At 60.8% G+C, this 14,947-nt stretch carries 12 protein-coding genes; 9 read left to right on the top strand and 3 right to left on the bottom strand.

Features of this window, described 5'->3' with window-relative positions; all coding sequences use genetic code 11:
* The first annotated feature begins 33 nt into the window (after positions 1–33).
* The 5 genes from AC6JA3_RS16180 to AC6JA3_RS16160 all read left to right on the top strand — a co-directional run bounded on the left by AC6JA3_RS16180 (position 34) and on the right by AC6JA3_RS16160 (position 5,333).
* Positions 34–657, top strand: a complete 624-nt coding sequence (locus tag AC6JA3_RS16180; protein WP_026548075.1) for a hypothetical protein — start codon at positions 34–36, stop codon at positions 655–657.
* A gap of 78 nt (positions 658–735) precedes the next feature.
* The gene (locus AC6JA3_RS16175; protein WP_431768442.1) at positions 736–1,755 is read left to right on the top strand and encodes a hypothetical protein; all 1,020 of its coding nucleotides are present in this window, start codon (positions 736–738) and stop codon (positions 1,753–1,755) included.
* A gap of 235 nt (positions 1,756–1,990) precedes the next feature.
* A complete protein-coding gene (locus AC6JA3_RS16170) occupies positions 1,991–3,307 on the top strand; it encodes an ABC transporter substrate-binding protein (protein WP_026543161.1) in 1,317 nt (438 codons plus the stop codon).
* Positions 3,308–3,423: 116 nt separating this feature from the next.
* Positions 3,424–4,434: a carbohydrate ABC transporter permease gene (locus AC6JA3_RS16165; RefSeq protein WP_223944800.1), complete on the top strand. Its 1,011-nt coding sequence runs from the start codon at positions 3,424–3,426 to the stop codon at positions 4,432–4,434.
* Entirely contained in the window at positions 4,431–5,333 is a 903-nt protein-coding gene (locus tag AC6JA3_RS16160) for a carbohydrate ABC transporter permease (RefSeq protein WP_026543159.1), read from the top strand. The genes AC6JA3_RS16165 and AC6JA3_RS16160 overlap by 4 nt, the downstream gene beginning before the upstream one ends.
* 32 nt (positions 5,334–5,365) lie before the next feature.
* On the opposite strand, the gene AC6JA3_RS16155 is transcribed toward AC6JA3_RS16160, so the two are convergent.
* Positions 5,366–6,496 carry a LacI family DNA-binding transcriptional regulator gene (locus AC6JA3_RS16155; protein ID WP_081733444.1) on the bottom strand — a complete coding sequence of 377 codons (1,131 nt, stop codon included), beginning with the start codon at positions 6,494–6,496 and terminating at the stop codon, positions 5,366–5,368.
* Between the two features lie 123 nt (positions 6,497–6,619).
* The gene (locus AC6JA3_RS16150) at positions 6,620–7,657 is read right to left on the bottom strand and encodes a Gfo/Idh/MocA family protein (protein ID WP_026543158.1); all 1,038 of its coding nucleotides are present in this window, start codon (positions 7,655–7,657) and stop codon (positions 6,620–6,622) included.
* Between the two features lie 466 nt (positions 7,658–8,123).
* Between AC6JA3_RS16150 and AC6JA3_RS16145 the strand changes: the two genes are divergently transcribed.
* Positions 8,124–10,412, top strand: a complete 2,289-nt coding sequence (locus AC6JA3_RS16145; RefSeq protein ID WP_347781757.1) for an alkaline phosphatase family protein — start codon at positions 8,124–8,126, stop codon at positions 10,410–10,412.
* Between the two features lie 41 nt (positions 10,413–10,453).
* Here the strand turns inward: AC6JA3_RS16145 and AC6JA3_RS16140 are convergent, their stop codons facing one another.
* Positions 10,454–11,545, bottom strand: coding sequence for a substrate-binding domain-containing protein (locus AC6JA3_RS16140; RefSeq protein WP_155854151.1), 1,092 nt, complete (start codon positions 11,543–11,545; stop codon positions 10,454–10,456).
* A gap of 64 nt (positions 11,546–11,609) precedes the next feature.
* Between AC6JA3_RS16140 and AC6JA3_RS16135 the strand changes: the two genes are divergently transcribed.
* From AC6JA3_RS16135 to AC6JA3_RS16125, 3 genes are all read left to right on the top strand, one after another.
* A complete protein-coding gene (locus tag AC6JA3_RS16135; RefSeq protein WP_026543156.1) occupies positions 11,610–12,527 on the top strand; it encodes a carbohydrate ABC transporter permease in 918 nt (305 codons plus the stop codon).
* Between the two features lie 3 nt (positions 12,528–12,530).
* Positions 12,531–13,487 (top strand): carbohydrate ABC transporter permease, encoded by a 957-nt coding sequence (locus AC6JA3_RS16130; RefSeq protein ID WP_026543155.1) that lies wholly within the window; start codon positions 12,531–12,533, stop codon positions 13,485–13,487.
* 70 nt (positions 13,488–13,557) lie between these two features.
* Complete coding sequence (locus AC6JA3_RS16125; RefSeq protein ID WP_026543154.1) at positions 13,558–14,913, top strand: ABC transporter substrate-binding protein; 1,356 nt, start codon at positions 13,558–13,560, stop codon at positions 14,911–14,913.
* Positions 14,914–14,947: the final 34 nt, after the last annotated feature.

The following is a 14,947-nucleotide window of genomic DNA, read 5'->3' as shown; positions in this document are numbered from 1 at the left end:
AATCGCCGGACCTTCGTGAAAGAAGCATGAAAAGTGAACCGACATAAATTCCTGGCCCGAGGCGCAGCCATTTCGACTGCAACGGCATTGTTGCTGGGTGTCGCCGGAATGGCGATGGCAGACCAGAACCACGGCGATCAGGACGTCGATGTCAATGTCGGCATTACCGAAATCGTAGACGGCGGTGTGTTGGCCATGAGCGTGGCGGGCACCGCCACGGCCCTGACTGAGGATGGCTCCACACCCACGGTGCGGCAGTTCAAGGGCACCCTGCCTACCGTGACGGTGACAGATACCCGGTCCCCGGATGAGATCCCTGCCGGTGCCGGCTGGTACGTGCTGGGTACCTCAACCGATTTCGCCGGCGGCGCGGGACAACCTGCCATAGGCGCCTCCCACCTGGGCTGGGCACCGAAAGTCATCGACGGCGGCGCGTCCGGTCAGGTAGCCGAAGGCGACCAGGTGAACACCTCGATGGATTCCGGCGCAAACGCAGTAGGCCTGGTGGACCAGGAACTGCTCGCGCTGGCTTTGGATTCGGGAGCAATTGCCACTGAAGGGCAGTGGACAGCCAACGCTGACTTGTTCATGAAGACGCCTGCAGCCGTGGCGCCGGGCGACTACACCGCGAAGCTCACTCTGTCCCTGTTTGAATAGATGCGCCGGAGGTATCTTCATCCTATGAGGCTCCCAATGCTGGGGCGGGCCGGTCGTACTGCCCCAAGGCGGCTTGTCGTGGCCATGTACCTTGTGGCATCTGTAATCTTTGTCAGCGCCGCTTTTGCGCCGGCCGGCTTTGCCACCACCGGTGATCCCACGGCAAGTCCGGTCACGTGGGCCGTGACTCCCGCGGATGCTACCGGCCCTGACGGCCGCTCGTGGGTGGAACTGGAACTCGATTCCGGGGTGAGCGTGGATGAATATTTGGCGGTCAGAAACCTCAGCGACAGGGACGTCACTTTCTCTCTCACTGCGGCTGATGGGTACTTCACTCCGGCCGGCCGCTTCAACATGCTCCCTGGCGACAAACAGTCGGTAGCTGCAGGTACCTGGATCTCCATGGACAAGACGGTCACCGTAGCGGCGGGAAGTACCGCCGTGGTGCCGTTCACGGTGACGGTCCCGGACAACGCGACGCCAGGCGATCATGCAGCGGGTATAGCTGCCTCGATCTATTCACAAGGTGGCTCGGACGGGACTCAACTGGGCGTGGAGAGCCGCGTCGGGTTCCGGGTCATGACTCGGGTAAAAGGCGAGGTAAAACCCGCGCTGAGCATGAAGGCAACCGCTAGCTACGATACGTCGTGGAATCCCTTGGAACCCGGATCTGCGGACCTCACGGTTGACCTAGAGAACACGGGCAACGTCCGTTTATCCGTGGACCCTTCCACTATGGTGAACGACGCCCGGTGGCCGGCCGCTGGGACCGACGAAGCCCGAACTCTCGAATTGCTGCCCGGAGACCGTCGATCCGTCAGCATCCACGTCCCTCAGGTGTGGCCGCTGGGCATGATGACCTTGCCAGTGACGGTCTCGCAAGGGGTGATTGCCCCTGACGGTGCCACTCAGACGCTGGACCCGGTGTGGGAAAATGTGGCGCTCTGGGCGATTCCGTGGCCGCAGCTCGCCGTTCTTGTTGCTTTGTTGCTTCTGTTTGCGGGTCTCTTCCGGGGGCGCAAGCGGCGGAAGAAGGAGCTGGTCCGGCTGGTGGAGGAGGCCCGCGAGGCCGGGCGTCGGGAAGCGGGAACCCCCTGATATCGGGGGTGCTTGCCGCGCTCCCGTAAAACTACCGGAATGCAGCAGAAATCCCTTGTCAAACCAACGATGTTTACGTAAACTTCTTGCAACTCAATGTTTACGTGAACATCCACAAGAATGTTGATTAGATCCGGCGACTTTCTGCTTCCACAGGCCCACACTTGAGCTATCTCACGGTGCGCATCCGGATGTTGGACAGTCTCACGAAGAACCACGATCCAAAGGAGTAATCATGGCTGTAAATCTTGGCCCGTTCCAGGCGGCGGAAGGCGCCGGTCCAGGACGGCGAACCTTCCTCAAGACACTTGGAATTGGCGCCGTCGCCGCCTCCGGCATCCCTTTGCTGTCAGCATGCACGGGTGGTTCCGGACCCGCGCCTGGTGCTTCATCAAAAAGCCTCACCTTCGGCTCGGGTTCATCGGACGAAGTTCCCCGCGCTGCCTACAAGGCAGTAACGGACGCCTTCACCAAAAAGTCGGGCTTCGACGTGGTGACCAACGTGGTTCCCCACAACGACTTTCAGAACAAGATCAACTCCTACTTGCAGGGCAGCCCGGATGACTCCTTCACCTGGTTCGCCGGTTACCGCATGCAGTACTACGCCGAGAAGGGCCTGCTAGCTCCCGTCGACGACGTCTGGGAGAAGATCGGCGGAAACTTCTCCGACGCCATCAAGAAGGCTTCCACCGGTCCTGACGGAAAAATGTACCTGGTTCCCAACTACAACTATCCATGGGGCTTCTTCTACCGGAAGAGTCTCTGGGCAGAAAAGGGCTACGCGGTTCCGGCCACTTTCGATGAGCTGACAACCTTGTCGGCCAAGATGAAGGCCGATGGCATCATCCCGATCGGCTTCGCCGACAAAGACGGCTGGCCGGCCATGGGCACCTTCGACTACATCAACATGCGGCTCAACGGGTACCAGTTCCACGTAGACCTTACTGCCCACAAGGAAAGCTGGGATCAGAAGAAGGTCAGCGACGTCTTCGATACCTGGAAAGCACTCCTGCCGTTCCAGGACCCCGCAGCACTGGGGCAGACTTGGCAGGACGCAGCCAAAGCCCTCGAGGCCAAGAAGACCGGCATGTATCTCCTGGGCTCATTCGTGACACAGCAGTTCACGGATCCCGCAGTTCTGGCGGACATCGACTTCTTCCCGTTCCCCGAGATCGCCATGGAAGGCACTGACGCCGTTGAGGCTCCGATCGATGGCCTGCTGCTGTCGAAGAAGGGTGGCGAGAATCAGGCAGCCCGCGACTACCTTGCCTTCATGGGAACTCCTGAGGGCCAGGACGCCTATGCGGCCGTGGATACCTCCAACATCGCAACGGTGAAGGGCGCTGACGCGTCCAAGTACTCTGCTTTGAACAAGAAGTGTGCGGACACCATTGCCAACGCGAAGTACATCAGCCAGTTCCTGGACCGCGATGCGTTGCCGGCCATGGCCAACAACGTCATGATCCCGGCTCTTCAATCCTTCATTAAGGATGGAAGCGTCGACGTGAAGAATCTGGAAGCGCAGGCAAAGTCGCTCTACGCGGCCCAATAGCGCAGGACTGCCCTGGATCTACGGTTGCTGGTCAACCGGCCAGGCTTCCCGAGCAAGGGTCGGCCGCGGGTCGCACCGCGGCCGGCCCCTGTGCGACGAATACCAAAGGAATTCCCATGAGTACCACAGCCGAAAAACCGGCCTCCCCGAACAGTGGGCCCCCTGCAGGGGGCGCCCAACGCGGGGCAGCACACGCCTCGCCGGCAACTGCCGGAAGAAAGCGCAATAAGTCCAGGAAGGTTCGCCGCCTGAGCCGCAGGGACAAAATCGTCCTTGGCATCATGGTGGGCCTTCCAACGCTCATTCAGCTGCTGTTCGTTTGGTTGCCCACCCTGGCCTCAATTGGGCTGAGCTTCACCCGATGGAACGGGCTGGACTTGGCAGACATCAAGTCTGCCGGGACGGAAAACTATGAGTTCATCAGCCAGAACTACCCACCGTTCTGGCCGGCCATGCAGCACAACGTGCTGTGGCTGGCTTTCCTGGCCCTGATTGCAACGCCGCTGGGCCTTCTGCTCGCTGTGCTCCTGGACCAGAAGATCCGGGGAAGCAAGATCTACCAAAGCATCTTCTTCACGCCCGTCATGCTCTCCCTGGCATTGATCGGTATCATCTGGCAGCTCTTCTACAACCGCGACAGCGGTCTGCTGAACTTCCTGCTCGGTACGGCCGGCACGCCCCAGGCCGTGGACTGGTTCGGTGATTCGAACGTCAACATCTGGGCCGCCATGATCGCAGCTACGTGGCGCCACGCAGGCTACGTCATGATCCTTTACTTGGCTGGCCTGAAGGGTGTTGACCCCGCCCTCAGGGAAGCAGCGTCGATTGACGGCGCAAATGCTGTCCAGACCTTCTTCCGAGTAGTCTTCCCCGCCATGCGCCCGGTCAACATCGTGATCGTGGTCATCACCATCATTGAGTCCCTCCGCGCTTTTGACATTGTCTATGTCATCAACCGCGGCACCAACGGGCTTGAACTGCTCAGCGCCCTGGTGATCCAAAACCTGATCGGTGAAGGACAGGTGATCGGCGTCGGTTCAGCATTGGCCGTGGTACTGCTCGTGATTTCCTTGGTACCGATTGTCTTCTACCTCATCCGCACCTTCGGCAAGGAGAAAGAGGCATGAGCACCATCGCCCGTACCCTTCCAGTCCAGAACGGCAGGACCGGCAAGACCGGCAAACGCCACTATGGCACTCACATCTTCCTCATCGTTATGGCCGCCATCTGGCTTGTGCCGCTGCTCTGGTCGCTCTATACGGCGCTCCGTCCCAAAGAGGACACCGACAAATACGGCTACTTCAGCTTCGGCGGCAGCTTCGGCTTCGAGAACTTCGTCCAGGCGTGGAACCAGGGAGGATTCTCGAAGTACTTCCTTAACTCAGTCCTGATCACCGTTCCCACCGTCCTGCTGACGCTTCTCTTCGCGTCCATGATGGCTTTTGCAGTATCGCGGGTGAGCTGGAAGTTCAACATCACGCTGCTGATCATGTTCACCGCCGGCAACCTCCTGCCACCGCAGGTCCTTGCAGCACCGCTGTTTGAGATGTTCAAACATGTTTCCCTGCCGTACTCCATCAGCGACTCCGGTAACCTGCTCAATACCTACATAGCTGTCATCATCGTGGACACTGCTTTCCAGATTGGCTTCTGCACCTTTGTGCTCTCCAATTACATGAAAGCCCTGCCGCAAGACCTGACGGAAGCTGCGTTGGTGGATGGCGCTGGAATCTGGCGGCAGTACTGGAACATCATCATGCCACTCTGCCGTCCGGCACTCGCAGCACTGGGCACGCTTCAAGTCATCTTCATCTACAACGACTTCTTCTGGCCGTTGCTGTTTATCCAGAGCGGTGACAGGCTCCCGATCACCACCGCTATCAACAACCTTCAGGGCCAGTTCCTGAGCAACTACAACCTGATCGCGGCCGGTGCCATGATCACCTTGATTCCCACCATGATCATCTACCTGGTCCTGCAACGACAGTTCGTGGCCGGGCTTACCCTGGGCGCAAGCAAGGGGTAAGCAGTATTGAACGGTGTAGCTGCGGAGGAGGGCTAGCCCTTATCCGCAGCTACGCGCTTTTTCCGGGCAGGTGGCCTTGCGCTGGCAGGGGGAGCGGCAGTGCTCTTGCGCACCACCATGCTGGTAGGCACCGTGGTGAAATCGTCCACCGAACCGGTGCCGGCAATCTGCTGAAGCAGGTTTTCGATGCTCAGGCGGCCCACGGCGTAGAAATCCTGGTGGATGGTTGTCAGAGGCGGCCAGAAGGAGGTGGACTCGTCCAAGTCGTCGAATCCCACAATGCTGACATCGTCCGGGATGCTCCGTCCTTGTTCGTGCAGAGCCCGCATTGCCCCCAGGGCCATTTGGTCATTGGCGGCAAAAATGGCGGTGACATCCGGGTTGCCCGCAAGCTCCAAGCCGATTTGGTAGCCGGATTCTGTGGACCAGTCGCCATGGAGGACCGGGGGAGCCTCAATCCCGGCTTCTTCCAATGTCCGCTGCCATGACTCTTCCCGGTGCGTCGCCGAGAAAGAGGTGGTGGGCCCACCGATATGCCACACCTGTTGGTGGCCAAGGTCCAGAAGGTGCTGGGTAGCGAACCGTGCACCCTGGGCCTGGTCGGTATCCACCATGGGATAGCCGAAACCGGCATTGGAATCGATCACCACTGCCGGGAGGTCCTCAGGAAGAGATATGTCAGCTTCATCCAGGAGGTGGGCCTCGAAGATGATCACCACACCGTCCACTTGCTGTTCGCGCAGTCTTTCGTAAGCCCCGGACACGGTTCCGGTAGTGGGATCCTGCACGGGTATGAGCGTCACTGAATAGCCAGCCCGTGAGGCAGCGGTCGCAATGGCGTCCAGGGTGCGCATGTTGCCGAAGCTGGAGAGCGTGAACATGACGACGCCGATGGATTTGAACTGGCCGCTCTTCAGTGCACGCGCGGCTCTGTTGGGCCGGTAGCCAAGTTCCTTCATTGCATCGAGGACTCTGTTCCTAGTGGATTCTTCGACGTTGGTGAGTCCGTTGGAAACCCTGGAAACCGTTTGTGCGGACACGCCTGCGGCCTTTGCCACGTCCCCAATGGATGGGCCCCTGGCGGCGCGCTTCTTGGCCGCGAGCTTCCTGGACTGCTTGGACTCTCCCGCCGGAGCCTCGATGCTTGTGTTCTCCTGATCCATGTTCACCTAAACAAAGGTACTGTCACTTTCAGTCCTGTTTGCGTAGATATTTCCAAATGTTGCCCAAAAGGCCTCCAGTGCCGGAACGGCCGGGAGGTCGGCGCCTACGGAAGGACGGGTTGTCTAAAGCGATGCGGATTCATGGAGCTGACGGCGCGCTTCGTCAAGTGTCTCGAGGATGGAGATGGTCTCGTCCAGAGTATGGAGGGGTGATTCAATACGGCCTTCACCAACGAATCGCGCCAATGCCGTCGCTTCCCAAGACAGCCCGGCCATGGACGTCACCCCGGTCGTATCGTTCCACACCATTGCGTCACCATCGTTGCCCGCGAGGCGGAAAGTGGTCGGCATGTAAAAGGAACCATCCATCTCGATACTCGCTTGTGTGCCGGAGATGACTGCGGTGGACGGAGTGCGGACGGCAAGACTGGTGGTGAGGGTGGATTGGACATCACGCCCATGTCCAAGCACAAGAGTGGAGAAGGCGTCGACGCCGGTATCGAGCAGACCGCCGATCGCCGTGATCGATTGTGGCTTCCCCAGTACCATCGAATCCAGTTGTACGGGGTAGATGCCGAGGTCGAGCAGTGCTCCTCCGCCCAGTTCACGGCGGTGAAGGCGATGATGCGGGTAGCCAGGAATGGCCTGGCCGTGATCGGCGACCACAGAACGGACATCCCCGAGGAACCCGTCGTTGACCAGAGTGCGCACCACGGAGGTCTGCGGTAGGTAGCGGCTCCACAGCGCCTCCATCAGTAGGACTCCGGCATTTTGAGCCGCCGCGGCCAGCGCTCGGGCTTCGTCGGCAGTGGTCGCCAACGGCTTTTCGATCAAAGTGTGCTTTCCGGCAGCGATAGACAGGCGCCCCAGCGTTAAGTGCTCACTTTGCGGCGCAGCTATGTAGACCACGTCAACCTCGGGGTCGGCGACGAGCTGCTCATACGAGTCGTACGCCCTGGCAATACTGTGCTGCACTGAGAATGATCGTGCACGGTCAGCAGACCGGGAGCCGACGGCGACGAATCGTTGGTCAGTGTGCTGGTGCATGGCAGACACGAAAAGGTCCGCTATCCATCCAGGCGCAAGCAGCCCCCAACCCAACGCCGGAGCGTCTTTGCCGGGGGAGAAGAGCTGAGGCTTGGGAAACGTGGCCGGAAACATCGATGGACCATTCCTTCATTCTGCGCCTTGGTGCGCAACGAAACTGATGGGGGGGAGCAGACAGCGGTCTTGGGGAAAGCGCAGCGGTGTCCCGGGCGTTGTTGTTCGGGAAGCCCGTCAGGGTGCGTCGTCGACGGCACGGAAGCGGCCTGTGCGTCCAGCGACAAGAAGCTTCAGAACGAACCCGATCCACCCTAAGGATTGCACCATTATCAAACAATAGCTACCAAAATAGTACATTGTACGCGGGTAGTCCAAGCGCCTTCGACGGGGACGTCGACGGTTAGTCCGCGACTACGCCCTTGTCGTGGCTGGTCGCGGTTCCCACCCTTGACAATGACGCCGGGTAACCCTTCAATGTTTACGTAATCATTCGTCGGTGCAGACGATTTCGGGTGTTGGTGGGGCACTCCCTGGCAGCTGGTCGCTGCATCACGAGCACCCTAGAGATCGTGAGAACCACTCCATGGCAAACCATCTACGTCTGTGGGCGGGGGTCGCGGCTACGGCCGTGGCACTTACCGGCACAGTCTTGTCCAGCGCGCCCGTGATCGCCGCCGAGGCGCCCATTGCGAAGACGCTGATTATCGGGATTGACGGGGCAGCCTTCAATTCGCTGGGCCCGGCAGAGATGCCTCGGTTGGATGCCCTGCGTGCTCAGGGCACAACGTCGGTCAGCAACCTGTATACCCAGCCAATGGCGGAGACGTCCTCCGGGCCGGGATGGGCAACCATAGCCACCGGCGTCTGGCCGGACAAGCACAACGTCCTGGACAACGGGTTTGGCTCTCCAGAATTTGGCTCTTACCCGGACTACCTGACACGCATCAATGCGGCATCTCCGTCGCGCATGACCGCGGCAATGGGAACGTGGCAGCCGATTACCGCCACCATTTTCGGTCCGGGTGTGGACGTGCGGACCAAATTCTCCACCGATGCGGACACAACGACAGCCGCAGTGGACGCAATCTCCACTGGCTCAGTTGACGATCTCTTCTTCTACCTGGAGGACGTGGACACGGTGGGGCACCGTGTGGGCACCGGCGGCGCTGACTACGGCGCGGCTCTTGCCATAGCGGACGCAAGGATTGGCCAAGTCATGGACGCGGTGGCGGCACGCCCAACCAATGAGGAATGGACGGTTGTTGTCACCACAGACCATGGTCACACCCCCGCAGGAGGCCACGGCGGAAGCTCCGCGGGGGAGCGGCGAGTATTTACCACGATGGTTGGCAAAGGAATCGCCGCGAACGTCACCCGGTACGACGAAAAGCTTGTGGACGTTGCCCCCACCATCATGGCCGCCGCGGGCGTGCCAGTGAAGTCCGAATGGAATCTCGATGGAACATCCGTTGGCAGCCTCATCCATGATGCCTTCGACTCTCTCCGCCCAGTTCTGCAGCCCGGCGTCGATGAGACCGCGATCCCCGCGGGCACTCTCGGGTGGACCAAGGCGACGCCCATGGGGTGGTCCATCGATAACTCGGCAATGCCCAGCGGTGGGACTGCGGAGTGGCGGGGGTGGACCTTTGCCACGGATGACTTCTGGTCAGCGGCCGATCGCGATCAGCGCCGTGAAACCACAGTACGTGGCCGCGACGTGATCGCGGTGGCTGACTCGGACGAATGGGACGACAAGCAGCACGCGTCCGGTCAGTTCGACTCGACGCTGGTCAGTCCCGCTTTTCCCGTTGACGGGCTGCGGCGCGCGAGCCTCAGCTACGCAACCAACTATGCCATCGATGGTCCCCAGTCAGCCACGGTCACAGTAACCTTCGATACCGGGGCCACCCAGACGCTGAAGAGTTACTCCACGGCGACGAATACGGTGGAGAAGCTGCCCTTCACTGTGCCCACAGGAGCCACGACGGCGCAGTTCCGGTTCCGTTACACGGGAGAGAACAGTTCCTTCTGGGCTGTGGACGCGGTGGGTATCCAGGACGCGATCGAGGCGTCCGACATCCGTTACGTGGTCAACGCCGGCGGACAGCAGACGTCTGACTGGCTGTCGCTGACCGGTGCGGCCGCCCAGGACGGCGGTCTCCTCAACAGTGCGGCCGATCAGCCCTTCGGTGCGGACCCGGCCGGCGGAGCGCCTTGGGGATACGAAAGCTCCGGTAGTGGGAGCAGCGGCGAATCCAGCGGGGACATGTTCTCAACGTTGCGGTACGCCGTGTCCAGCCGGGACCTGACCTACCGGTTCGGAAACCTTCAGCCGGGCATGTACGCGGTTCACGCCGGGTATGCCGATCCCTGGTCCTGGGACAATCGCGGCGCCAAGGTGACCATTAACAATGAGGTCCGCGAAGCCGACCATGACTACTCTTCGGAGAACCAGACCGAGGCCTACGGCAACGTCACCGTTGGCGAGAACGGCGAACTCACCTTTACGCTCAGCAAGACGCGCTCCTCTGATGTGCAGTTGAGCTGGCTCATTGTCAGTGCCGCGACCCCTGGGGAAACCGGTAACCAGCCCACGCATTCGGCCACCACCGCCGTGCGATGCATCGGAAACAAGGCATACCTCGCGGTCTCAGTGCAGAACACCATGGCAGAGGCTCTGACTATCGCTGTGGATACTGCGTACGGGGCCAAGTCCTTTGCCGGGGTAGCCCCGGGGAAGAGCGCTTCTATCGCTTTCAACAGCCGTGCCGCGGTGCTCCCAGCCGGCTCCGTCAGTGTCACCTCGGGTGTACCGGATGAGTCTGCGGGATTCACCTCGACAGTCCCTTACACCGGCGCCAGCTGCCCGTAAGCAGCCCGGCTGGCTCAGCAGGCCAGTACGGTCGCGCTGCCCTAACGGGCCGGCGCGGCCGTGCTTTGGCGTACCATGAGGCGCGTCGGCACCGTGGTGACGACGCTGGCCGGGGTGTTTCCGGCGATCTGCTGTAGCAGCTTTTCAATACTCACCCGGCCAACTGCGAGGAAGTCTTGACGGATGGTGGTCAGCGGAGGCCAGAAGGACGTGGATTCCTCGAGGTCATCAAATCCCACAACGCTGACATCCTCCGGGATGAGGCGCCCAAGTTCATGAAGGGCTCGCATTGCCCCGAGCGCCATCTGATCGTTCGCGGCGAAGATTGCGGTGACTTCCCGATCGCGGCCGAGCTCCATCCCCACCTGGTATCCGGATTCGGTGGACCAATCTCCATGAAGGACCGTGGGCGCTTCGATGCCTGCCTCGTCCAGCGTCCGTCTCCAGGACTCTTCCCGGTGCCTGGCAGAAAAGGAGGACACCGGGCCCCCTATGTGCCAAACCTGCTGGTGGCCTAGGTCGAGGAGGTGCTCGGTAGCAAAGCGCGCACCCTCGGCTTGGTCTGTATCCACCATGGGATAGCCGTAACCGGGGCTTGAGTCGATGACCACAGCGGGGAGGTCCTCGGGCAACGTAATGTCCGCACGATCAAACAGGTGCGCCTCGAAGATGATGACCACCCCGTCCACATCCTGTTCCTTCAGCCGGGTGTAGGCACCTGTCACGGTACCCGTAGTGGGATCGTGGAGGGGGATGAGGTTCACCGAGTAGCCGGCCTGTGACGCAGCCGTGGCGATCGCATCCAGGGTGCGTCTGTTGCCGTAGGTCGAGAGATTGAACATGATGACGCCTATGGATTTGAACTGACCGCTCTTGAGTGCGCGGGCGGCCCTGTTGGGTCGATAGCCCAGTTGTTTCATGGCGTCCAGCACCCGCTGCTTGGTCTTTTCTTCAACATTCGTCAGGCCGTTGGATACGCGGGAGACGGTCTGGGCGGAAACTCCGGCTGCTCGTGCAACATCGCCGATTGAGGGGCCACGTGCAGCTCGGGCACTCCTGACCAAGGCTGAATCGCTGGTGTGCGACGTGCTGGCAGGGCTAACACCGTCTGCGGCATCCTCTTGTATGTTCACCTAAACATGCTAATCTTCTTTCAAGAATGTTTGCGTAAACATAGCGAGAAGAGAAGAATTAATCATGACAACGACGTCGCCCGTGGCCGACGCTCCACCCTTGGTCCAATCCCGCAAGCGCGCAGGTCGATGGATGGGGTGGGCATTTGTGGGCCCGTTCATGGCTGTCTTCCTGCTGGTATTCGTGGCTCCAGTCCTCTACGCGTTCTACCTGAGCCTCTTCCAGAACCAGATGGTGGGCGGGGACAAGTTCGTTGGGGGAGCCAACTATCTTCAGGCACTTGGCGATCCCCAGTTCTGGGACTCCGTGATCAGGGTGGCCGTCTTCCTGGTGGTCCAGGTCCCCATCATGTTGTTCCTCGCCCTTTTCGCAGCCTTGGCACTGGACAGCGGACGTCTCCGCGCGTCGTCGTTCTTCCGTATTTCGGTGTTCCTCCCGTACGCGGTCCCCGCAGTGGTGGCGACGCTGATGTGGGGATTCATTTACGGCCCCAGGTTTGGCCTGTTCGGCAGCATCAACGACTTCTTCGGTTTGAACCTTGCGGAGCCCCTGTCTTCCAGCTGGATCCTCGCCTCAATCGGCAACATCAACACCTGGGAGTTCACCGGCTACAACATGCTGATCTTCTATTCGGCGCTGAAGGTCATCCCCGCCGAACTGTATGAAGCAGCAAATCTTGACGGAGCAGGCACGTTCCGGGTGATCCGGAGCATCAAGCTTCCCTCCATCCGCGGGGCTATCGGCATAGCGAGTATCTTCTCCGTCATAGGCAGCTTCCAGTTGTTCAACGAGCCGAACATCCTCAAGGCGTTGGCACCAAACTCCATCAGTTCCTACTTCACGCCGAACATGTACGCCTTCAACCTCTCGTTCGCAGGCCAGCAGTTCAATTACGCCGCAGCGATCTCCATCATCATGGGCGTCCTCACCGTGGTGGTCGCCTACGTCGTCCAAATCTCCGGCTCGCGAAAGGATGCCTAGCCCATGTCCGTACGTTTGAGCCCAGCCCATTCCAGCGATACCTCGCCCAAGCCGACACCGGCGGCTAGGCCCCGGCGATCACCTGCGCCTAGGTTGAACACCCGGCGCCACGGCGTCACCCGGAAGCGCAGCTCCGTTCTGCTCACCATCCTGATGGGGGTCATGGCTGTGTACGCACTGCTTCCCTTGTTCTGGCTCGTGGTCAATTCCACAAAGACCCAGACGTCCCTTTTCAGCTCGTTCGGCCTGTGGTTCTCCGGGGACTTCGCACTGTGGGACAACATTGTGGGCACCCTGACCTACAACGACGGCGAATTCCTGCGCTGGCTTGCCAACACCATGCTCTACGTCGTGGTGGGTGCCGGCGGGGCGACATTCCTTGCCACCCTGGCCGGCTACGGACTGGCCAAGTTTGATTTCCCCGGCAAACGCGGCGTCTTCGCAGTTGTTCTCGGTGCCGTGGCTATTCCAGGTACGGCGTTGGCAGTCCCGACGTTCCTGATGTTCAGCCAGATGGGGCTCACCAACACCCCGTGGTCGGTGATCATCCCGTCCCTGATCAGTCCGTTCGGGCTCTACCTGGTGTGGATCTATGCCCTCGAGTCCGTGCCGACGGAAGTGCTGGAGGCAGCCCGCATGGACGGAGCAGGGGAGTTCCGGACCTTCTTCACCATCTCGCTGAGAATGCTGGCGCCAGGCTTCATCACCGTCCTCCTGTTCACCGTGGTGGCCACGTGGAACAACTACTTCCTCCCCTTGATCATGTTGAGCCAATCAACCTGGTACCCGCTCACCGTGGGGCTCAACAGCTGGAACGCCCAAGCGACCACGGCCGGAGGCGAGGCCATCTACAACCTCGTCATCACCGGATCACTGCTCACCATCGTGCCCATCGTGGGGGCGTTCCTCTTCCTCCAGCGCTTCTGGCAGTCGGGATTGTCTGCCGGAAGCGTCAAGTAATAAGCCCCGACGACGGCGACCTCCCGCCGTCGTGAATCTCCCAAACCGCATCTGAAAGGCACCACATTCAATGAAGAACAATCATCGCTTCCGGCGGGCAGCCGGCGCCGCTCTGGCGGCAAGCCTCCTGATGGGTGGCCTCGCCGCCTGCAGTGGCTCCGGCACAACGGCCAACGCCGGGGCCGAAGGCGCCAGCGCCGAGGACATCGCGAAGGCACTGGACACCGAGACCACCCTCACAGTGTGGGGTTGGGCGCCGCAGCTCGAACCAATCGTGGAGGCCTTCGAAGCCAAGTACCCCAAGGTCCACGTCAACCTGGAAAACGTGGGAACGGGCAACGCCCACTACACCAAGCTGCAGAACGCTGTTAAGGCCGGAAGCGGGGCTCCGGACGTTGCACAGATCGAATACAACGCCCTGCCGCAGTTCGCCCTGTCCGATTCCTTGGTCAACCTGAAGGACTTCGGCGCGGAGGAGCTCAAGGACAATTACACAGCGTCAACTTGGGGCTCGGTGAACCTCAACGGTGGCGTCTACGCCCTGCCGCAGGACTCAGGTCCCATGGCCATGTTCTACCGGGCCGACGTCTTCGAAAAGCACGGCATCAGCATCCCCACCACGTGGGATGAGTACGTTGAAGCCGGCAAGAAGCTCCACGCTGCGGATCCCAAGGCTTACATCACCAGTGACACCGGCGATGCCGGTTTCACCACCAGCATGATCTGGCAGGCCGGCGGCAAGCCCTACACGCTGGACGGAAGCACCAAAGTAGCCGTTGATCTCCAGGATGAAGGCGCCAAGAAGTGGACCGGCACCTGGAACCAGCTGCTCAAGAACGATCTCCTCTCGCCCGTCACCAGCTGGAGCGACGAATGGTACAAGGGCCTCTCGGACGGAAGCATCGCCACGCTGATCATCGGCGCATGGATGCCCGCAAACCTCGAATCGGGTGCGGCAGGCGCGAGCGGTCAGTGGCGGGTAGCCCCAATGCCGACCTACGAGAAGGGCGCAGCCGCAACGGCTGAGAATGGTGGCGGTGGCGACGCCGTACTGAAGCAGAGCAAGAACAAGGCTGCAGCCTACGGCTTCCTCCAGTTCGCAAACGGCCCTGAAGGATCTAAGATCCACGCTGCAAACGGTGGCTTCCCGTCCACCACGGCCGATCTTGAGAGCGATTCGTTCCTGAACGCCGAGAACGCCTACTTCGGCGGCCAGAAGATCAACGAGGTCCTGGTGCAGGCGTCGAAGGACGTGGTGCCGGGCTGGAGCTACCTTCCCTTCCAGACCTACGCCAACAGCATCTACAGCGACACCGTTGGCCAGGCTTACGGCTCCAAGGGTGACCTGAACGACGGCTTGAAGGCTTGGCAGGACGCCACCGCCAAGTACGGACAGCAGCAGGGCTTCACCGTTACCACCAAGTAAGGCCGTGGCGCGGGTCCAGGGCGTCCCCCGGTCC

The organism is Arthrobacter sp. TmtSoilC79, from assembly GCF_059739405.1.
This window is presented reverse-complemented; position numbering and strand designations above follow the sequence as displayed.